Origin of the sequence: Psychrobacillus soli, from assembly GCF_006861775.1 — a bacterium.
GTDB lineage: Bacteria > Bacillota > Bacilli > Bacillales_A > Planococcaceae > Psychrobacillus > Psychrobacillus soli.
The window spans coordinates 151,408-172,078 of sequence record NZ_VDGG01000002.1 but is presented as its reverse complement, the minus strand read 5'-3'; the positions used below and the strand labels follow the sequence as shown (position 1 = coordinate 172,078).

Annotated in this window: 25 protein-coding genes and 1 riboswitch; of the genes, 6 read left to right on the top strand and 19 right to left on the bottom strand. The window is 36.1% G+C overall.

What is annotated here, in order from left to right; genetic code table 11:
• The first annotated feature begins 69 nt into the window (after positions 1 to 69).
• On the top strand, positions 70 to 1,338 hold the full coding sequence (locus tag FG383_RS01820; protein ID WP_142605132.1) for an ATP-binding protein: 1,269 nt from the start codon (positions 70 to 72) through the stop codon (positions 1,336 to 1,338).
• Between the two features lie 147 nt (positions 1,339 to 1,485).
• On the opposite strand, the gene gcvPB is transcribed toward FG383_RS01820, so the two are convergent.
• From gcvPB to comGA, 11 genes are all read right to left on the bottom strand, one after another.
• A complete protein-coding gene (gene gcvPB, locus FG383_RS01815; protein ID WP_142605131.1) occupies positions 1,486 to 2,946 on the bottom strand; it encodes an aminomethyl-transferring glycine dehydrogenase subunit GcvPB in 1,461 nt (486 codons plus the stop codon).
• Entirely contained in the window at positions 2,939 to 4,285 is a 1,347-nt protein-coding gene (gene gcvPA / locus FG383_RS01810) for an aminomethyl-transferring glycine dehydrogenase subunit GcvPA (protein WP_142605165.1), read from the bottom strand. The genes gcvPB and gcvPA overlap by 8 nt, the downstream gene beginning before the upstream one ends.
• Positions 4,286 to 4,309: 24 nt before the next feature.
• Entirely contained in the window at positions 4,310 to 5,443 is a 1,134-nt protein-coding gene (gene gcvT / locus FG383_RS01805; RefSeq protein ID WP_142605130.1) for a glycine cleavage system aminomethyltransferase GcvT, read from the bottom strand.
• Between the two features lie 128 nt (positions 5,444 to 5,571).
• A riboswitch (glycine riboswitch) is annotated at positions 5,572 to 5,666 on the bottom strand.
• A gap of 117 nt (positions 5,667 to 5,783) precedes the next feature.
• Complete coding sequence (locus FG383_RS01800) at positions 5,784 to 6,296, bottom strand: shikimate kinase (protein ID WP_142605129.1); 513 nt, start codon at positions 6,294 to 6,296, stop codon at positions 5,784 to 5,786.
• 14 nt (positions 6,297 to 6,310) lie between these two features.
• Positions 6,311 to 6,517: a hypothetical protein gene (locus tag FG383_RS01795; RefSeq protein ID WP_142605128.1), complete on the bottom strand. Its 207-nt coding sequence runs from the start codon at positions 6,515 to 6,517 to the stop codon at positions 6,311 to 6,313.
• The gene (gene comGF / locus FG383_RS01790; protein ID WP_142605127.1) at positions 6,495 to 6,950 is read right to left on the bottom strand and encodes a competence type IV pilus minor pilin ComGF; all 456 of its coding nucleotides are present in this window, start codon (positions 6,948 to 6,950) and stop codon (positions 6,495 to 6,497) included. Before comGF ends, FG383_RS01795 begins: the two co-directional genes overlap by 23 nt.
• Positions 6,929 to 7,237: a hypothetical protein gene (locus FG383_RS01785; protein WP_142605126.1), complete on the bottom strand. Its 309-nt coding sequence runs from the start codon at positions 7,235 to 7,237 to the stop codon at positions 6,929 to 6,931. The genes comGF and FG383_RS01785 overlap by 22 nt, the downstream gene beginning before the upstream one ends.
• Entirely contained in the window at positions 7,227 to 7,667 is a 441-nt protein-coding gene (gene comGD, locus FG383_RS01780; RefSeq protein WP_142605125.1) for a competence type IV pilus minor pilin ComGD, read from the bottom strand. Before comGD ends, FG383_RS01785 begins: the two co-directional genes overlap by 11 nt.
• A 3-nt stretch (positions 7,668 to 7,670) precedes the next feature.
• Positions 7,671 to 7,991, bottom strand: coding sequence for a competence type IV pilus major pilin ComGC (comGC, locus tag FG383_RS01775; RefSeq protein WP_142605124.1), 321 nt, complete (start codon positions 7,989 to 7,991; stop codon positions 7,671 to 7,673).
• Between the two features lie 11 nt (positions 7,992 to 8,002).
• Complete coding sequence (gene comGB, locus FG383_RS01770) at positions 8,003 to 9,067, bottom strand: competence type IV pilus assembly protein ComGB (RefSeq protein WP_142605123.1); 1,065 nt, start codon at positions 9,065 to 9,067, stop codon at positions 8,003 to 8,005.
• Positions 9,048 to 10,064 carry a competence type IV pilus ATPase ComGA gene (gene comGA, locus FG383_RS01765; RefSeq protein WP_142605122.1) on the bottom strand — a complete coding sequence of 339 codons (1,017 nt, stop codon included), beginning with the start codon at positions 10,062 to 10,064 and terminating at the stop codon, positions 9,048 to 9,050. The genes comGB and comGA overlap by 20 nt, the downstream gene beginning before the upstream one ends.
• Before the next feature lie 337 nt (positions 10,065 to 10,401).
• On the opposite strand from comGA, the gene FG383_RS01760 reads away from it, so the two are divergent.
• Both FG383_RS01760 and FG383_RS01755 read left to right on the top strand, forming a co-directional pair.
• The gene (locus tag FG383_RS01760; RefSeq protein WP_142605121.1) at positions 10,402 to 11,082 is read left to right on the top strand and encodes a helix-turn-helix transcriptional regulator; all 681 of its coding nucleotides are present in this window, start codon (positions 10,402 to 10,404) and stop codon (positions 11,080 to 11,082) included.
• 140 nt (positions 11,083 to 11,222) lie between these two features.
• The gene (locus FG383_RS01755) at positions 11,223 to 11,465 is read left to right on the top strand and encodes a DUF2626 family protein (protein ID WP_142605120.1); all 243 of its coding nucleotides are present in this window, start codon (positions 11,223 to 11,225) and stop codon (positions 11,463 to 11,465) included.
• Positions 11,466 to 12,283: 818 nt separating this feature from the next.
• Here FG383_RS01755 and FG383_RS01750 read toward each other — a convergent pair.
• A complete protein-coding gene (locus FG383_RS01750; RefSeq protein WP_142605119.1) occupies positions 12,284 to 12,922 on the bottom strand; it encodes an MBL fold metallo-hydrolase in 639 nt (212 codons plus the stop codon).
• A 153-nt stretch (positions 12,923 to 13,075) separates the two neighbouring features.
• Between FG383_RS01750 and FG383_RS01745 the strand changes: the two genes are divergently transcribed.
• Complete coding sequence (locus tag FG383_RS01745) at positions 13,076 to 13,255, top strand: DUF2759 domain-containing protein (RefSeq protein WP_142605118.1); 180 nt, start codon at positions 13,076 to 13,078, stop codon at positions 13,253 to 13,255.
• A gap of 47 nt (positions 13,256 to 13,302) precedes the next feature.
• Here the strand turns inward: FG383_RS01745 and FG383_RS01740 are convergent, their stop codons facing one another.
• From FG383_RS01740 to rpmG, 5 genes are all read right to left on the bottom strand, one after another.
• Entirely contained in the window at positions 13,303 to 14,421 is a 1,119-nt protein-coding gene (locus tag FG383_RS01740; protein WP_142605117.1) for a YqgU-like beta propeller domain-containing protein, read from the bottom strand.
• Positions 14,422 to 14,535: 114 nt separating this feature from the next.
• Positions 14,536 to 16,440, bottom strand: a complete 1,905-nt coding sequence (locus FG383_RS01735; protein WP_142605116.1) for an LTA synthase family protein — start codon at positions 16,438 to 16,440, stop codon at positions 14,536 to 14,538.
• A 223-nt stretch (positions 16,441 to 16,663) separates the two neighbouring features.
• Positions 16,664 to 16,858: a YqgQ family protein gene (locus tag FG383_RS01730; RefSeq protein ID WP_142605115.1), complete on the bottom strand. Its 195-nt coding sequence runs from the start codon at positions 16,856 to 16,858 to the stop codon at positions 16,664 to 16,666.
• Between the two features lies 1 nt (position 16,859).
• A complete protein-coding gene (locus FG383_RS01725) occupies positions 16,860 to 17,444 on the bottom strand; it encodes a 5-formyltetrahydrofolate cyclo-ligase (RefSeq protein WP_142605114.1) in 585 nt (194 codons plus the stop codon).
• 60 nt (positions 17,445 to 17,504) lie between these two features.
• Complete coding sequence (rpmG, locus tag FG383_RS01720) at positions 17,505 to 17,654, bottom strand: 50S ribosomal protein L33 (RefSeq protein WP_093265860.1); 150 nt, start codon at positions 17,652 to 17,654, stop codon at positions 17,505 to 17,507.
• 175 nt (positions 17,655 to 17,829) lie between these two features.
• Here rpmG and FG383_RS01715 point away from each other — a divergent pair, with 175 nt between their 5' ends.
• Positions 17,830 to 18,183: a hypothetical protein gene (locus tag FG383_RS01715; RefSeq protein ID WP_142605113.1), complete on the top strand. Its 354-nt coding sequence runs from the start codon at positions 17,830 to 17,832 to the stop codon at positions 18,181 to 18,183.
• Positions 18,180 to 18,647, top strand: a complete 468-nt coding sequence (locus FG383_RS21210) for a hypothetical protein (RefSeq protein WP_246096805.1) — start codon at positions 18,180 to 18,182, stop codon at positions 18,645 to 18,647. Before FG383_RS01715 ends, FG383_RS21210 begins: the two co-directional genes overlap by 4 nt.
• Before the next feature lie 536 nt (positions 18,648 to 19,183).
• Here the strand turns inward: FG383_RS21210 and phoU are convergent.
• Both phoU and pstB read right to left on the bottom strand, forming a co-directional pair.
• Positions 19,184 to 19,843 (bottom strand): phosphate signaling complex protein PhoU, encoded by a 660-nt coding sequence (gene phoU, locus FG383_RS01705; RefSeq protein ID WP_142605112.1) that lies wholly within the window; start codon positions 19,841 to 19,843, stop codon positions 19,184 to 19,186.
• A gap of 19 nt (positions 19,844 to 19,862) precedes the next feature.
• Complete coding sequence (pstB, locus tag FG383_RS01700; protein WP_142605111.1) at positions 19,863 to 20,663, bottom strand: phosphate ABC transporter ATP-binding protein PstB; 801 nt, start codon at positions 20,661 to 20,663, stop codon at positions 19,863 to 19,865.
• Between the last annotated feature and the right edge of the window lie 8 nt (positions 20,664 to 20,671).

The following is a 20,671-nucleotide window of genomic DNA, read 5'->3' as shown; positions in this document are numbered from 1 at the left end:
AGACAATTAGAAAGGTTCTTCTTTTAAGAGGGACCTTTTTCTATACCATCCCACTATTGGAGGAGCTAAATGCTAAATCATATTTTATTTGCCCACAATGAAGATTTCAGACAAACACATCCTAATTACGAAGATTTTGCCATCGTATCCAAGCGCATTATTCAATTGTTAAAAGAACGTAAATATGCCGATTGGCAAACCATCGACATAGGTGAATCTATTTTACAATTAGACGGAAACTTATTAGAAATGATGGAGAATGATTTAATTAAGTATGAAATTTTAGCCTCCGTCTTCGAAACAAAAGCCCTAAGTAAAATCTCCAGTAAATCACAATTATCGGTAGAAAGTAAGCTCGAGATTGTAGAAACTTTTGAAAATAATCTAATCTTTTTTCCCGAATATGACGTCGCCATCACATTCTCTTTTAACTACTCCGGAGGGAATACTTGGCCTGAGTACTATTTCTTTTCCATTTCAGCGGAAACAGCACTTATTTTCTTACAAGAGATCAATGAAAAAATGCGCCAGTTACTCATGCAATCTGTTACCTATTTGGTAGATACCGAGCATGGGGTACAACGTAGAAAATACGGTGAGCAGGCAGTAGTGAACCGAGAAGATGTATTATTATCAGAAGGTATTAAACAAGATATTTTCCGCTCCATCGATGAGTTTTTTAAAGAGGATGGTCACTTTTTCAAAGATTATGGTCTTCCATATAAACGCGGAATATTACTATATGGATCACCTGGTAACGGGAAAACAACGTTAGTAAAATCTATTACAGGTTCTACAAAAGCACCAGTTGTCTATTGGCAAATTACCGAATTCACTGGTAGTCATTCTGTACAAGAAGTATTTGGTATTGTCACTAGGTTAGCTCCAGCAATATTAGTTATTGAAGATATCGATTCTATGCCAGAATACACGCGATCCGTCTTTTTAAACACATTAGACGGTGCCCAATCAAGAGAAGGTCTATTTATCATCGGGACGACAAACTACCCTCAAAAAATCGATCCTGCGCTCATTAATCGTGCAGGGAGATTTGATCGAGCGTACGAAATCCCTTCCCCTTCCGAAAATGTGAGAGAAAACTATTTGCGCAAACTCGATATTAAGCATATTTTCACAGACGAACAATTTGCTGACATGGCCAAACGTTCGAAAGGACTATCCATGTCTCAGTTGAACGAACTCTATATGTCCGTGGCCTTAAACTGGCACTACGACGGAGAACTCGCTTACGAGAAACGGATTGAAGAACTGATTAAACAAAATAAACGATCGATGAAAAATGAATGGGAGAAAGACGAATCCTCGATTGGATTTTGACAACCCCATCGAAAAATAAATTTCCGTTTGTCCGAAACTTCTCACTTCTTCATTACGTATCACTATTTACAAAAAAGCAATGACATACGATGTGCCTTTTGAAGAATATTAAAAAAGTGCGGTCCATTTGCGGACCGCACTATCTTTTTATGCTTTTGAATAACGCAACACCGGCTGACGAGCAGCTTTCGTTTCGTCTAAACGATTAATAACTGTTGTATGTGGTGCATTTTGAACGATTTCTGGGTTTTCTTGTACTTCTTTAGCAATTTGGATTAATGCATCACAGAATGCGTCTAAAGTTTCTTTTGACTCTGTTTCTGTTGGCTCGATCATCATACCTTCTTCTACATTTAATGGGAAGTAGATTGTTGGTGGGTGATAGCCGAAGTCAAGCAGACGTTTTGCCATATCTAATGTACGAACGCCAAGTTTCTTTTGACGACGACCACTTAAAACGAATTCATGCTTACAGTGACGGTTATACGGAAGATCGAAATGTTCTTCTAAACGTCTCATCATATAGTTTGCATTTAGCACAGCATACTCCGTAACAGCTTTTAGACCATCTGGACCCATTGAACGAATATACGTATATGCACGCACGTTAATGCCAAAGTTTCCGTAGAATGGTTTTACGCGACCAATCGTTTGCGGACGATTGTAGTCAAATGTATATTTGTCGTCCTCTTTAACAAGTACTGGGCTTGGTAAGAACGGAATAAGGTCAGCTTTTACTCCTACTGGACCTGAACCTGGACCACCACCGCCGTGAGGACCTGTAAATGTTTTATGCAAGTTTAAGTGAACACAGTCAAAGCCCATATCGCCTGGACGTGCTTTCGACATAACTGCGTTTAAGTTAGCCCCATCATAGTACAATTTACCACCAACACCATGGATGATTTCAGCCATTTCTAAAATGCTTTCTTCAAATAACCCTAATGTATTAGGGTTAGTTAGCATTAGAGCTGCTGTATCTGGACCAGCAACGCGACGTAGGTCTTCTAAATCTACTAAACCATTTTCATCTGATTTTACTGTAATTGTTTCAAAGCCCGCTACTGTAGCAGAAGCTGGATTTGTACCGTGAGCAGAGTCAGGAACGATAACTTTGGTACGCTCTATGTCACCATTTGCTTCATGGAATGCACGAATCATCATCAGGGCAGTCCACTCACCGTGCGCACCAGCAGCAGGTTGAAGCGTCACTTCATCCATACCAGTGATTTCGATTAAATGCTCTTGAAGATCGTACATTAACTCCATCGCACCTTGTACAGAGGATTCATCTTGTAATGGATGAATATTTGCAAACCCCGGAAAACGTGCAACCGATTCATTAATTTTTGGATTGTATTTCATCGTACAAGATCCAAGTGGATAGAATCCTGTATCTACACCGTGGTTACGGTTTGATAGAGCAGTATAATGACGCATAATATCTAACTCAGATACTTCAGGTAATTCCGCTTCTACATCACGAAGCATACCTTCTGGTAAAAGTGATGCTACATCTACTTCCGGCACATCTAGTTCTGGTAAGTTATACCCAACGCGGCCTTCTTTTGTTATTTCAAAAATTAGTGGTTGATTATCCTTATGCATAAAGAGCCCCCATTTCTTGCACGAGTGCATCTATTTCTTCTTTCGTACGTTGCTCAGTTACAGCGATTAATACGTGATTTTTAAGATCAGAGTTAACTCGACCTAAGTCAAATCCTCCGATAATTCCTTTTTCAAGAAGTGCTTTATTTGCATCCGCAACAGAACCGTTTACTTTTACAACGATTTCATTGAAATGTGCACCTTGGAAAGGAACTTCAAATCCAGCTTTTTCAAACGCTTGCTTTGCATAATGTGTTTTCGTGATGTTTTGGATTGCTATTTCTTTCACACCTTTTTTACCAAGTGCAGTCATTGCAACGGAAGCTGCCAGTGCATTTAGTGCTTGGTTCGAACAGATGTTAGAAGTAGCTTTGTCACGACGAATATGCTGTTCACGCGCTTGTAATGTTAACACAAATCCACGACGACCATCTTCATCCGTTGTTTCTCCAACTAAACGACCAGGAACTTTACGCATCAATTTAGAAGATACCGCAAAGAAACCACAGTGAGGTCCACCGAATGCTTCCGCAATCCCGAATGGTTGTGCATCCCCAACCGTAATATCTGCTCCAAATTTACCTGGAGGTGTTAATGCCCCAAGTGCAAGTGGGTTTGCAGAAACAACAAATAATGCTTTCTGAGCATGCGTCAGTTGTTCTACTTTTGTTAAATCTTCAATTTGACCGAAGAAGTTTGGATACTGAACTAATACAGCTGCTGTTTCTTCGTCTACTAATTGTTCTAGTTTCGCTAAATCTGTTACCCCATCTTTTGTTGGAACAGTTACAACTTGAACATTTTGTCCTTTTGCATACATTTTAACAACATCAATATATTCAGGATGAACCGCTTCAGAAACAACTAATTTTTTACGACGTGTGTGTCCTGCAGCCAAATTACCCGCTTCAGCAAGTGCAGTACCACCGTCATACATAGAAGAGTTTGCAATATCCATGCCAGTTAGTTCACAAATCATTGTTTGGAATTCAAAAATAGCTTGCAATTCCCCTTGTGAAATTTCAGGTTGATATGGAGTATATGCTGTATAAAATTCAGAACGAGAGATAACATGATCTACAATAATTGGCTTGAAATGATCATACACGCCAGCACCTAGGAAAGACGCATATTTTTTGCTATCTGCATTTTTATCAGCAAGGTTTGCTAATTCTTTTAATAAAGCAGATTCTGCTTTTGCAGCTTTAATATTGTACTCGCCTTTAAAACGTACTTTCTCGGGAATGTCTGCAAACAATTCATCAATAGAAGAAATGCCGATTACGTCTAACATTTCCTTTTGATCTTGCTCAGTCATTGGTAAATAACGATGCTTCATCAATGGACAACCTCTTTCTTCGTATTATTTTTCTCTTTTATAAAATGGAGTAGCGACAGTAACTGCTTTTAACCGTTTGTTTCTTATTTCCACTTCTAACTCTTTACCTATTTCAGCGAATGTTGCGTCAATTAACACTAAGCCAATATTTTTTTTAAGTGTCGGAGATTGAGTTCCTGTAGTGACAAACCCAATTTGTTTTTCACCAGCATACACTGGGTATCCAGTACGTGGAATTCCTTTATCGATCATTTCAATTCCAATACTTTTTCTCGGTACACCGTTTTCTTTTTGACTAGCTAAAACAGTTTTACCATTGAAATCTTGTTCTTTTTTTAGCTTCACAACAAAACCTAAGCCGGCTTCCAGTGGTGAAATATCTTTTGACAGTTCTTGACCGTATAATGGTAAGCAAGCTTCAAAACGTAATGTATCACGAGCTCCAAGCCCACACGGAAGAAGACCATCTTCCTTACCAACTTCTAAAATATGGCTCCACAAATCTCTTACATCATTGCTAGCCGCATATATTTCGAATCCATCTTCCCCTGTATAACCAGTTCGAGAGATTAGAACAGTTTTCCCAGCCACTTCGACATTATTCTCGAAACGGAAGAATCCTATTTCGTCTAGATTTTTGGAAGTTAGCTTTTGTAATATCTCTTGTGCAAGCGGTCCTTGTAATGCAAGTAAACCGTATGCATCTGATTTATTCACTAGTTCTACACCATCTGTTACGAATTGTTTCATCCAGTCAAAATCTTTCTCAATATTGCCTGCATTTACTACTAATAAATAATGATTATCTTCTACTTTATAGACTAATAAATCATCTACGATACCGCCGTCTGTGTAGCACATTGCTGTATATTGCGCTTGTCCATTCACTAATTTGGAAACATCATTTGTCATCGTTTTTTGTAAAAACGCTTCACTTGCTGAACCTGTAACGATGATTTCCCCCATATGAGAAACATCAAATAATCCCGCTTTTGTTCTTACCGCTTCGTGTTCTTCTTTAATACTAGAAAATTGTACAGGTAATTCCCAGCCACCAAAATCAATTGTTTTTCCTCCATATGTTGCGTAATCATCAAATAGAGGTGTTCGCTTCAATTGCTCCGACAAAAAAATCTCCTCCTTAACTATTTCACACATAAAAAAGGACAGAAAAACCCCTTCAAAATTAAGAGGGTTCTCTGTCCTGGCACCTGAAAGTTTACCAATAATGGCTTTCCCCTTTGGTGGCTTTACGTGATATTAAACGAAAGCACTCTCCAGAGATGCGTCCTATACGAGTTCTTTTGCCTGAGAGATTCATAATATTCATTACTTGCTCCTTCGGCGACGCATCTGGTGCGTTCTCTCCCCGTATACTCATCCGCGATATCTGTATAAATGTCTTGCTTTGTCTATATCCTAACATTGAACAATAAAAGACGCAATACTTTTTGAAAAAATACTCAAAACACGAACTATTTTACAATAAATTTTAATTTCATTCGCCTTTTAGGCGATTTACTTGATATCCAGCATATTCTGTCACTTGTCGCAACGGCCGATTTTCAGTAAGTATTGTAATATGTGTCGCTTTCTTATAAACTCTTCTTCTCTTATTGTATAGCTGCTCTAACTCATCTCTTGAACTGTTTTGTACAATAGGTCGATTTTTGTCATGTTTAATACGCATCCAAATATCATTAAATGTTGCGTCTAAATACAAGACTAACCCCGTATTCCGCATAATTCGAATATTCTCCTCATTCATGGCAACCCCACCACCTGTAGAGATAATACATGACTCCTTACGGAAGTTTTGAAGGAAATCTGTTTCTAATTGTCGAAAGTATGCTTCCCCTTCCTGTTCAAATATTTCAGGTATCGTCCTTTTCTGCTTATTTACGATTTCTTTATCCATGTCGTAATATGGCATTTTCAATAAATAGCTCAGCCTTCTTCCGACTGCACTTTTTCCACTTCCCATAAAACCAACCAAATATACTTTGTACATAATTCACCAACTCGCTACATATCTAGATTCTTTTCTTGCAGATTAAATTTTTCTATTCTTTTGATAGTAGCATTAATATTGCTCATTTCCAACGAATCATACGTTCGATATTTCGATTGGTATGCCATGGTTGTTGCAAAAAGCGACAAACAAACGATAAATAATAGTAATATTGCCGCTGGTAGTAATACTCCTTTTTCATTCCGAACGAAATGTAACATAAAAAGTGTGCTCCTTTTCTACACCGTTCAAAAACGTGACAAAAAAGTGTAAAGAGTGACCTTCGACTGTAACAGACATAGAATTTACATGTAGAAGCATCGGCTCATGCCCTAATCTTTTCTTTTGTTTTCTTATTAGGTTTGCATATGATTCAATATCATACTCCTCACCATTTTTTAGGAATCGAATTCCTGGTTGGTCTTTTTGAATGACTAATGAATCAATATCATTTAAATACGTTTCCACGTTTTGGACAAATAGTGCCCACTCTGTATCCGTTGGGTTCGTAATCGTTTCTTCTATCCTATTTGTCCAGCCGATCGTCACTGCAAATACTTGAGAAAAAAGCATTAATACAGATAGCTGTATGATTCCTTCTACTAACGTATACCCTTTCTCGTTGGCGACGCTCAATCTAAAATTGTTATGCAATTCGTTTTCTCCTCTCGCATCCCTTCGTAACGTACACAAATTTGCGGAAGATCTATTTCATACGTGTAAGCAACCTTTTCAATATACATAGATCCAGTCCAACTGTTTTCTGTTATATACTTTTTTGTAGCTTCATTCATAACAATAGAAGCATGATATTTTCGTCTCTTCTCTTCTAGTTGTACATGCATATTATTTAATAATGGAATTAACGTTGTCGCGATGATAAACGTAATGGTTAGCGCTACTATTGTTTCTGGCCATGAAAATCCATTACTATTTCTCATAACTTAACCTACCACTACCAATGTACACTGTAACTGTTTTATACCCTTCTCTCGTATTAAACGTAAATGTACCGAATTGGCTCACAGTTCCGTTTGGATGAAAAGAGACTCTCTTTAAATTACTGTTTATAGAAAGGCGCATATGCTTCGGTAATTCGTATTCGAACAGATGAACATCTGCCCATCCCCCTAGATATTTTTTGCCACTTCCATCAAAATATATATGCGTATATTTAGTTTCGCCAATTGCAATCGACTGCATTCGTTGCATATCTAAATGAAATTGTCTGAAAAAACGCTGTTCTTCTGCTTGCTCTACTTTAGAAGTTGTTACATAAACAATGGAGGATGTAATAACCATTACGATAGACAAGACGAGAATCGTTTCAATTATGGTGAAGCCTTGTTCATTTCTTTTAACATCACCCATCTTCTATTCCGTAGTTTCTTTTACTACAACACTTCCGTCTGTAGCGATTTCTATTTCATCTCCATTTGGACAAGAATCTACTCCTTTTAAAAAGTCACTTTCACTTAACTCGGTTAACGTTGGTACTTTTTTATTTTCTATTTTATATGCTTCCACTTGGCCCTCCACCATCTTGATAAAAGCTTCACACCCTTTTTTATCAATATTCGCGGAGTGTTTCGTTACATTAGGTATGGAAATAAGTATCAAAATAGAGATAATAAGTAGAACGATCATCATTTCTACTAAAGTGAACCCTCGTTGATTCATCCAAATTTTCTTCATAAAATTCTCCTTTATACAATATTTATCATTTCATAAATTGGTAATAAGATAGCTAAATACGCACCGATGATGAAGATAGCTAATATTAAAAACAAGGTCGGCTGTATAATACTTAAATAGCGAGAAAGTTTTGCTTCAATTCGATCCGATAAAAATTCACTATATAACGTTAATTCCCTTCCGAGATACCCACTGTTTTCTCCGTGCACGATAAAATGATGAAAATCTTCCGTAAAATAATCTAAAAGTAAAACGGATTGAGAGAAAGATTCTCCGTGTACAATTTTATTTTTCATTTGTTCAGCCATAAATTGAAGTGCTTTATGCTCTTGTTGGTCTATTAATGCATCGAACGACTGTTGTAGTGGCATACCACTTTCGATTAATCCACCCATTTCTCTTGAGAAAACTCTAGTCAAAAGTAGTCGGTACCAACTATTTAAAACTGGTATATTCCGATAAAAGTTTAGCTGCGTTTCCACTTTTTTCTTATTTATGAAGAACAGAAATACGCTTAAAAGTAGTGCTAATAAAACAATTAATAGTAAAAAAGTATTTGGCATTTGCAATAGTATACTTGTCCATACGATTGTGCTTTCGGATTCAAGCGCCTCCCTCGTACCAAGTAAGGACTCCATATTCGGAAGAAAATATAGCCTGAAAATCGTAAACAACAATAAAATGACGACAAACAAAAAGAGGGGATATATTAACAAATTATTTAATCGTTTTTTTGCTCGTTCATAAATACCCGCATTCACTCCAAGAATCGAGACTGTTTCTTGTAATTGCCCATGAATCATCGCTAAATTAATAGGTAAAAGTAAGCGACTCGGAAAACCAAGCAATTTAAATACTTCTGTCACATTTAAACCGTCTTTTTGGACTTCCGTTACTTGATGAATCACTTTATCCGCATTTTTTACATGAAAAGGTAGCAACATAGTCACAGCTTCATGAAATGTATAACCTTCCTTCAATAAGTCACTCAATCTACTTAAAAATGGGGACTGCATATTAGCTGGGATTGTTTCGCCTTTTCTAGTGAAGTATTTTTTAATTTCTTTGAATAACACCTTCTCTTACTCCTCTCTCAATTTGATAGGAAAGAGTAATGGCATGTGGGATATGAAAATCCTTACCAGTAAAAAGAGAGTTTAATGCCTCTACTAAAAATTCATCTGAAATAATTTCGAAAATAGCAGAAAGCTCCGGTTGCTTCAAATTCGCTACTGTTACTAGCCTTTGCGTGACAATACCAGTAATGGTTTGTTTTAGTTCTTCTGAGGAAACACCTAGATCCATTAAACGATAAAGTGCCCCAACGCCATCTTTTGCATGAATTGTGGACACGACTAAATGGCCCGTTAAGGATGCCTGGATGGCAGCTTTAGCAGTGTCTTCGTCACGAATTTCACCAATCATAATCACGTCTGGAGAATGCCTTAAAATGGCTTTTAACCCCGTTGAATAGGTTACACCTGATCGCTCATTTACTTGGATTTGCAATAAATGCGATTGACTATTTTCGACAGGGTCTTCCAATGAAATAACATGTCGATTTAAGTTTTCCGAACAATATTTTGTGAGCGAATACATAGTCGTTGATTTTCCAGATCCAGTTGGACCAACAAAAAGAATGAGTCCTTGTCGATTGTTCGCAAGCTCCACTATTTTTTCAGAGGCATCTGGAAACAATGACAAAGCATGTATTATTTTTGCATTGTCATGTTGTTGCAAACGAATAACGAGACTTTCTTTTCCGTAAACCGATGGTAATGTTGAAACACGAAATGAGTATTTTTGAGAATTGAATGTTTGTTGAAATGAACCACTTTGTGGCTTTCTTTTTTCGCTGATATCAAGAGAGGATAAAAATTTGAAGAATGATATAATACGTTCACCCAAATGGAGGGTAAGCTTCCCTGCTTCAAACATTTGAGTGTTTTTCTTAAAATAATAAAAATAATTTTCTTCGTTTGGGATCATATGCAAATCAGAAGCACCAAATCTATGCGCTTTTCTTAATAATTGAACACATTTTTGTTCAATTGTATTTTCTACTTGTTGCATGCATCGTTCCTTTCTCCAGATACAAGCTGTGACCGCAAACAACTTGTACAAATTTAGTATACTTCTAATTTCAAAATAAATAAAGTCATTTTATTAAATTTTCTTATAATTCATTATTCACGCTGTATTCCCTAAATTATCCGTTTCATTAGAGATAGTATTAATATTATCGCTAAATGTTTTAGCGTGTCTTCGGAACGCGCTAGACTTAAATGTTAATAAATTATTAGGAATAAAATAGCTAATCAACAGTCGTTATAATTTCTATACAACTTTAATTTGTCATTTTGTTATTCTTAATTATAATTAAAGAGAAGATGGGAAAGGAGAAAATAGTATGCCGGATACTTTAAAGCTTACAAATACACTAGCCGATGAAACTAGATACTCCATTTATCAATTTATAGTGAAAGAAAAGAAACAAGTAAATGTACAAGAAATTGCCAATCATTTTGGCATACATCCAAATGTTGCAAGACTGCATTTAACAAAATTAAACGACTCCAAATTAGTTTCTTCTGAATTAGTAAACAACGGAAAAGGTGGACGCCCCGCTAGAATATATTTTCCTGCAGAAGATCCAATCTATTTAAGTTTTCCTAAACAAGAAAATCATGTATTGTTGCAATGGCTATTAGAGTTAGTCGATTCAATGGGAGAAGTAGCACTAACAAAGGCACAAGAAATTAGTTATCAACATGGACGATCAGTTATAAAATACGTCCCCTCTTCTACACAGACGTTTGAAAGTAAAATGGAAATATTAACAAAAGCAGCAAATGCAATTGGGTACATACCTCAAATTACAGAAAAAGAGGACAAAAAAGTCATTACTTTTTCTATTTATAATTGCCCTTTTAAAGATCAGTTACATAAATATCCAGCACTTGTTTGCGCACTTCACGAATCTTTTTTAAAAGGCCAATTTGACGCACTCTTTCCAACCAATGAATTTGTTCAAACAGAAAGCATGCAAAATCATTGTAGCAATTGCGTATATCAAATAGAAGTTCTATAATGAAACTGTAGATGAATCATAATTGTGACAATCGTATGTAGATTCAATTGTGAAATGCAATTATCAGTTTACAGTTATCAACATTATCATCTATAATGAATAAGAGAATATTTGTGTCGTTGCAAAAGGAGGGACTACAAATGGGCAATATGTATAAAGTGATGGCTTTCTGGACAGGGATTTTCGCAGTTTTCTTTTATTTAGGTGGTATGTCAGAAGCATCTCTAATATTTCTAGCAAATACGGGATTATTCCTTCTTTTAGGGTTTTTAAACCTTTCTGAACGTATGTATATGTATATCTTCGGGGCTTACTTAATGTTCTTCTTCGCAGGTTTTACATACTACACTACTTTTATGCACGTACCAGGCGCTGGACATTAATCGTCCAAAGAAGAAAAGCAGCTCATGTTGAGCTGCTTTTTTCTATTGTTAGAAAAAAACACACGTTTTGACTAATTAAAAGTAACCAGCAAATTGCGTTAACACAATAGGAACTTTATGTATAGGTGCTTTTGGAGTCTTTGAAAGGAACCAGTTCTACATTATGACCGAGACTTCTTTATACGTAGGGATGCGACTTTTTCGCATCCTTACGTATTTTTTCGGTAATCGTGTGGTAGTCGTTCGTCCGTAGATCTCCAAAAGCACGGGTAATCAAAGTGCTAAAGCTTTGGGAAACTAAAGAATAGCCCACTTTCCTAGCTAGATAAAAGCAGCCAAAGATCTAATTTTGGCTGCTCAGTCCTTTTCTATCGTATTTCCACCTTTTCGATTAGAAGGAAATGTCCCTCTTCAATATAGCGTCACCATGTTGCCCGCGCTCACTTTGCAAAAAATAAGCAAGGAACACTTGATCGAAAGTGATAGAGTGCCCGAAATTGCATCTTCGGGCACTTGCACAATGAATAGAGGGGTGGCTATTCTTTTATTTTGAAAAGAAATCGCCCTTTTCTTTTAAACATTGTAGGTGCGTGACGGAGGCCTGCACGATGCAGGTCACACAGTCGTTGCGACACGATGTCGCGTACTTAGACTATGCTCCTTTAATTATTCACTTCAAGATTATCGAAAATAGTTTAGCAGGAACTGACGCAGGCACTTCCTGCTAAACTTAGACCTCGGTAATGATGTAGCGATCATTTCGTCCTAAGCGAACCGAAAACGCACAAATATAAAATGGTATTCTTTCGCTTTTCTTGTTAGAATCCATTTAAAAATGGATTGGACTCCATTTCATCCTCGATTGTTGTCGCTGGCCCATGACCTGGATAAATGATTGTAGACTCCGGTAATGCTAACAGCTTCGTATGAATGGATTTCATCAATTCTGCCTGATTGCCGCTTGGTAAGTCAGTACGCCCAATACTATTTTGAAACAGAGTATCTCCTACTATCGCAAATTCTGCATCTGCAAAATAATAAGTTATGCTCCCTGGGGAATGCCCTGGTGTATGCAATAACTGCATTTCAAAACTACCAATTGCCAAATTCGATTCATTTTCTAAAATATTATCCGCAGCTTTACAAATAATAGATGGAATTTCGGCATACTTTGCAGAACCGTTTTTAGACGGATCAAGCAACCATTTCTTTTCCGCAGTATGAATGTATACAGGTATACGAAAAGCTTCTCGTACATCTTCCACTGCTCCAATATGATCGAAATGAGCATGTGTTAAAAGTATTGCAAGTGGTTTCAAATTTAACCTGCGAACTTCACTTATTAGTTTTTCTCCTTCTCCACCTGGATCAAAGATTAAACACTCTTTTTCCGCATTCGAAATAATATAACAGTTAGTTTGAATAAATCCTAGTGGATAGCTACGTATGTTTAACATTTAAATCACCTCTTTATTAGTTTAAACGATAATCCATCTGTTGTTCAACGTTTCGCCACTTTTTTCACTCGACAAAGTTGGAGAATACAATTACAATAGAAGAGGAATATGCAAAGCGACATTCATTTTCTGATGTCGAAAGGAGTGTCTTTCATGAACTTATTAATGGTTATTTTTGGACTAGTTACAATTTTAGCTGTAATCGGCACTTTCCAAGCTTTCAAAGAAAAGAATGTGCTAGGAGTACTGTTTAACTTTGGTACTTTTGCAGTTTTTGGCTTCTTTACAGTCATGACTGTTTTGAACCAAGGCTATCCACCAAGTTTACACTAAAATGTACAAGAAAAAAGCTGTCATACTATATGTATGGCAGCTTTTTTCTATTCCTTTAACTCCAACCAGGTTTGTTCTTTAAATGGATCTAATTGAATCCAATTTTCTTTTTCATACCCACCAAGGCAAACTGTTCCATTTGGGGAACAATCAATTGGCACAACATCTATTTCCCCAAATTGTTTTGCCCCATTTAACGAAACACTAGAGAGTACACTTTTATCTGTAAACGCATCCACATTCCCCGATTTTTTCGATTGTAGCATTATTAGCTGATTCGGCTGAATGATAGACATATTCGGCACAACCCATTCTGAATAATTACTAACAGCTGGAGAAGACCACTCGTAAACACGATTCGTTCCTTTCTCTTCCAATCGATACTCAAATTGGTTTTGTTTTTCGTTTATCGTCATATAAAACATGCTATCCCCTAAATTTTGTATATCCAATACATGATTCCAAGCCGTTTTTTCTAAAGTCTTCTCTTTTATGGAATAAAGGAAAAGTTCACTACCATCCAGACTACTTTCCGCCCATTTAAACACCATTAACCGATTATCGTCATACCACTTGATAAACGGATTCTCTACTTCGATTGTTTCTAAATTTTGTGTTATTCCATCATAAATAAACGTATCGTATGTCCAATCTTCGTAAAATGTCGTAAATACGATTAGATTTGGATTTTCAGGATGCCAGTTCATATACATTTCAGCAGATTTGAAAAACAAACTTTGTGCGACGTAACCATCCTTATGTAATAAAAGAACTTCTGCAGAGGAGGAATTACTGGATGTATGTAAAAGAATCATTTCTTTGCTCGGATGAATTTCGCCTTGAATAATTGGTGTTGTTGTAGCATATATCTTTTTCCACATTTCCGTGGACAATGTATAGGATTGAACCGTCCACTCTCCATTTTCCATTAATATGAAAAGTATTTCATCATCAGACATCCATCCAATGACACTATGAAAGACGGAACGATCTAACTGTAAAGACGGTATTTGTTTAGAAGGAGCCATTTCAATATCGGTATCGGTTGGATAAGATTGTGGGACTTCTTCGGTAATCGGTGAATCTGGGACTTCTACTTGGATATTCTTTTCTTTACACGCTTGTAGAAAAAACAAGCATAAAATCAGTATCGCAACCTTTTTCAATCGACTCCCCCTTTCTTATTTCAATATACTAAGTTCCTGCTCTTATCATTAGACGCCTTAGTTTGCTATTTGTTTCACCAAAAAAGCACAGACGACCAATGTCTGTGCTTTTTCTTACGGTTTTTTTTGCTCTGCCTGATCTAATAACAGATTTCCTGTTTTTAAATCATAGAATCTCAGTAAATCACCATTAATAATTTGATCCGAGTATCCCAGCTCTTGTGACGCACGGTCTATAAATGGCTGGCAACTTTCGATTTCAATCTGTTCGCCTGTTTCGTTGTCATAACAAGCATTATTTGCAAATACTAATTTATCCGTGACAAATCCACCATCGCGGAAAATAACGAACTCTTCATGTTCATCAGAAAATACATCTGCACCTAATTGCATATCTTTAGCAGTTTCCACACCAAGCAAATGCAAAATAGTTGGTCGGATATCAATTTGACCAGCAGTCTCTGTAATTTCTTCCCCTTTTCCACTATTCGGTATATGAACAAAGAATGGGACACGTTGTAATTTTGCAGATTCATATGGTGTAATTTCTTTCCCTAAATATTGAGACATTGCTTTATTATGGTTTTCAGAAATACCATAATGGTCTCCATACATGACAATAATGGAATTATCATATAAACCTTGTTCTTTTAAATCATCAAATAATGTTTTCAACGCTTCATCCATGTAACGGACAGATTGAAAATATTTATTTAACGTACGAGAATTGGAATCATAAGGTGGTATCAATTGATCCTCTTCATCCAAGTCAAAAGGATAATGGTTCGTTAATGTGATTAAACGTGAATAAAATGGCTGAGGCATTTCTTTCATGAGCGATACGGATTGCTCAAAGAATGGGATATCTTTCATTCCCCAGTTTACCGCATCTCCCTCGTTTACTTCGTAACTATTTACATCATAATATTTTTGAATGGAAAGTGCTTGATACATCATATCACGATTCCAGAAACTTTTATTATTCGGATGCATGACATTCGTATAATAGCCTTGCTCATTTAAACTCTCTGACATAGAGTGAAATTTATTTCCACTATGTGTAAAGAATACGGCTCCCCCACCTAACGGATAAAGGGAATTTTCTACTAAAAATTCAGAGTCAGACGTTTTCCCTAAACCAGTCTGATGGTAGAAATTTGAAAAATAAAATGTATCTTTATCTTGCGTTAATGAATTTAAAAATGGCGTTACTTCATGTCCATTCATATCGTTATTAATCACGAAGTTTTGTAATGATTCCATAGAAATGACGATTAGATTACGACCTTTTGCAAGTCCGAACATTTCTGCGTTTGGTTCCGCTTGGTTCGAACGGACGTAGTTATTTACTTCAACTAGCTCACTTCCATCAGCAAGTGCTCGCTGCGCGTGCGATTTAGATTGAATATACAAATCATATAAATGATAATTATATGAGCCTATATTTTTCACTAACATTTCCCGGTCGAAACTTCTTGTCAACAATTGCGGTCTTTCGATTTCAGATAGCCCTAAGTTCAAAAATAATATAGCTGCCGTTAACACAAAGTATGCTCTTCTAACAGCAGGTTTAATAACAGATGTTATTTCTCCAATTTTCAACCATTTTAATGCAATAATAATAATCGCAACATCCGTGAAATAGAAAATATCGGACCAATAAATGCTTTCTACTGCTGACGTACCCAGGTCTCCAAAATTACTTGTTTGGAACAATACTGGTAGTGTAATGAAATCTGTGAAAAAACGATAAAACACAGCATTTGCATATAACACCGCAGACAGTATAAAACTTATAGTGACGATATATCTATTTTTTATTTTAGGATTTTTGAAAAATAAAGAAATCCCATAAATAAATAATATAAAACTGAGCGGATTAATTAATAGTATTACTTGTTGCATCATATTCTCGATTTTCATATCAAAGCTTGTGTGGTAAACAATATAGGTTTTTATCCATGTGGCCACAATAGCTAGAACAAGAATAGAATGTGTCGGCCAACTTTTCTTTCTCATGCCTACATCCTCCCCTTTTTTACTCTTCATAGTATGAGTAAAAGTAACAGAGTATATCTTAATACTTTCTTCACAATAAATCAACAAAAATGGATAGGTTTGATGATATAATTTTACATGTCTCTTATTCTCATACCACTTAATAGACGGTTGTACATCTGAAAAGTTTCATTTTATTTACAAAAAGAAAAAAACGACAGATTTTCTGTGTGTCTGCCGTTTGTTAATGCTTGTATTTACTTTGTTCTTGCCTTAATAATAGTAAAGCCATTTGAAATTCTTTCGCATCAATCATTTGCATACGATAAAGCTCCCTTATTTCCTCTTCCATCATCTCCAAATCGGCTAACCGATCTTTCGTGTACACATAAATACCAAAACGTTTTATTAATTGCATAACGTCATATACTGAATTCATCTTATACTTCCTTTTCCCGATTCTGTTTACATGGTATTACTTCCTTATTCGTTACGATTTTATCGACAGGGATATCGAACGCATCTGTTACCACTTTGTCAACAACTTGAAAATCGAATGCTAACGACATTGTTTGTGCTGCATAATTTGTCAAAAATCGATCATAGTAGCCACCACCATAGCCAATCCGATAACCTGTTTTACTATACACAATTCCTGGCACAATAAGCAAGTCAATTTCGGTTGGTGCAACTGCTACCGTTAAAAGAGGATTAGGCTCTAGTAGCTGCATGTAAACAGTTTCTAGTTGGTTGTAGCTGTCTATTTTATAAAACGTCATGGAACGGTCTTTAGGGCTGCATTTAGGTACGACAACGGTTTTACCTAATTCCCATAGATGCTGGATGATTCCTTCTGTATTTACTTCAGGATAGGCAGAAATAGTAATTCCAATAACGGAAGCATTGTTCACATTTTCTTCTATTAAAAGACGGTTTTCAATTTCTTTTGAGTAGGTTAAATAGGAGTCATGATTTAAAGAAGCTAATTGGTTTTTCATATCATTTCTTAATATCAATTTCGACAAGTTTTTCCCTCCCAGACAATAGAAAAAAACCAAAACCGCATTTGGTTTTGGTTTAAGTTATTATTTCGTTTCTCTATGAAGAGTTGATTTCTTTTCACGTGAGCAATATTTTTTAAGTTCAAGACGTTCTGGATTGTTACGCTTGTTTTTCTTAGAAATATAGTTGCGCTCTCCGCAATCTGTACAAGCTAATGTAATATTAACGCGCATGGTTGTCCCTCCCACTCTTTGCCAGGATTAAATATAAAACTTGAGCATGATTTATACGACTAATCAATTATAGCATATAATCCAATAAAATCTACAATTAACACAAGAATTTATTCAAAGTTTTTTAGGATATGTTAGTATTAGAAGAAGAACTTATTATATAGAGGTGAATGCAATGGATTTTTCCATTATTATAATGATTATCGGTATATTAATGATCGTCCTTTCCTTTTTCGTTAAGGATTCCAGTAAAAAAGTAGAAGCCGAAGTCGAGGAACTTACTTTCTCCTTGTTTCAAGAGACGAGTGCTTTAAAACGCAGATTAAAAGTAGTAGAAGAAGAATTGTTAATCGAATCAACAAAAATAACAATACCTAAAAAAACGATGAAAAAACCAGTCGTTCATGAAATCATCAAAAGTCAAGTTCTGGAATTACATAAACAGGGATATTCGTTAAAAGAAATTAGTAATCGCTCCTCACTTACTATAGAAGAGGTGCAGTCAGTAATAGGTGGTGGCAATAGATGAATAAAGCTGCAATCCGTTCCCTCGGCATCGGTCTGTTTCTAGCCGGTGCCATTTTTCAAACAACCCAAATGCTTGGAAAAGAAGAGACGAAAACTGATGGAGTTACACAGCAATCATATGATCAAGCTCAGCACGAGTTAAAAAGTGTTAAAGATCAATTAGCCCAACTCCAACTAGACTTAGAAAATGCACAAACAGTACAAACAACTACTGAAATAGAAGAAAAGATAGAAACTGCTGGGAACTCGTCTACTAAAGCTGTAAATATCGTTCTTCATATTCAATCCGGTATGACGTCCAGCGATATTAGTTCTTTTTTGGAGCAAGCAGGAATTATACAAAATAAGCAGGATTTCGAAGATTATTTAGTTGCTCAAGATCTATCTGGCCACATTCAAATTGGACAATATGAACTTAACTCCACAATGACCATGAAACAAATTGCAGAAACAATTACAAAATAACTGCCCATATGAAAGATAGTTGGTGCAATATAGGATAATGTGTCGTAAAAGCGTTATCGGGTGACCGCTGTGATTTTCGCTGCCGGGCCGCCGCTTAGGCGTACGTGTGAAGTCTCATTTTGCTCAACAGAGGAACAAAGGCTAAGAGCGCCACATCGTGTGGCAACGCCTTCGTGACCAACATCCTGTTGGCCTCGGTTGGAGTCGTCGCCTGCAGCGAAAATCAAAGGAATTAATTGCTTACTTATTTAGTATAGACTCGCTAAAAACAAAATCTTATACAATATTTGGACTGCGCGAATCCAATAAATGGATAAAAGCAACACTCCAGTCATTTAAAGCGACTTATTCTATTCCGAAAGCTATCAAATGAGCATGAGAGCAACCAAATTGCTCGTGAAAGCAACCAATTCTTAAAATAGCAAGTTTACTTGGATTGAGATGACAATGACTAAGACGCACTTTCCCTATATCACGCTACATATAAAAAAGAAGCACAAGATGTCCTCGCTTAAACAGGACCTTGTGCTTTTCTTTTAATTATTTAACTCGTAATGCTTCCCTTTTAGCAAATACAATAAACGCTCTGCTAAGTTTGTCGCGTGATCTGCAGATCTTTCTAAATAACGACAAACAAATGATAATTGTGTAACTTGGCTAAGCTGCTCCGGCTTTTTTACTCCAACATTTAGAAGCGTTCGTATTGCATGCCCGTATAACTCATCTACTTCATCGTCTAGTTTCGCGATTTTCTTTGCCTCATCTATATTTTCATGGATAAATGCATCTAATATTTGCTTTAACATAGCGATTGTTTTCACACGCATTTCATCCAACAAATGAATAGGCTCAATATGCTCATCTTTTCCAATACGAATCGTTTCTTTTGCGATATTAACTGCATAATCACCAATACGTTCCATATCGGAAGCTATTTTTACTAGCACCATCAACCTTCTTAAGTCAGTTGCAACGGGTTGTTGTTTAGCAATTAATAAAATGACACGGTCATTAACTTCTTCTTCCATACGATTAATATGGACATCATTATTAATAACAGTTAACGCACCTTCAATATCATTCCCTAATAAATAATCCATTGATTTGTCCAATGTGCTAATAGCAGTATTACTTAATTCTAGTAACAAGTCTTGTACTTTTTGTAATTCTGCATTAAACTTTTCTCTTCCCACCATTTACTATTTACCCCTTTCCTTATCCAAAACGACCTGAAATATAATCTTCTGTACGCTTATCTTCAGGAGTTGAAAAAATAACATCCGTATTATCAAATTCTACTACTTCTCCATTTAAGAAGAAAGCTGTTTTATCTGATATACGCGCTGCCTGTTGCATATTATGCGTAACAATTATTATAGAATAATCTTGCTTCAATTCCTGAATCAGTTCTTCCACTTTTAACGTAGAAATAGGATCTAGTGCAGAAGTAGGTTCATCCATTAAGATGACATCTGGTTCGATTGCCAAACAACGTGCGATACATATACGTTGTTGCTGACCACCAGAAAGACTGTAGGCATTCGTGTGCAGTCGATCCTTTACTTCATCCCAAATAGCTGCTCCGCGTAAACTTTTTTCCACAATTTGATCTAAAATCTTTTTGTTTTTAATACCATGGATTCTTGGTCCATATGCAATATTATCATAAATGGATTTTGGAAAAGGATTTGGCTTTTGGAATACCATCCCGACTTTTGTACGCAACTCTTCCACACCATAATCATTATCGAAAATATTGCGGTCCCGGTATAAAATTTTACCAGATGTCTTCACAGTAGGTACTAATTCTACCATGCGATTTAATGTTTTAATATAAGTAGATTTCCCGCAACCAGAAGGTCCAATAATCGCCGTTACTTCATTTTCCTTAATTTGCAAATTTATATCTTTCAGTGCATGATGATTTCCATACCATAAATTTAACTGTTGTGTATTATACACGATACTTGATGTATCATTTCGTGTATTTGACCCATTTTCTAACGATTGTACCATTATACTTC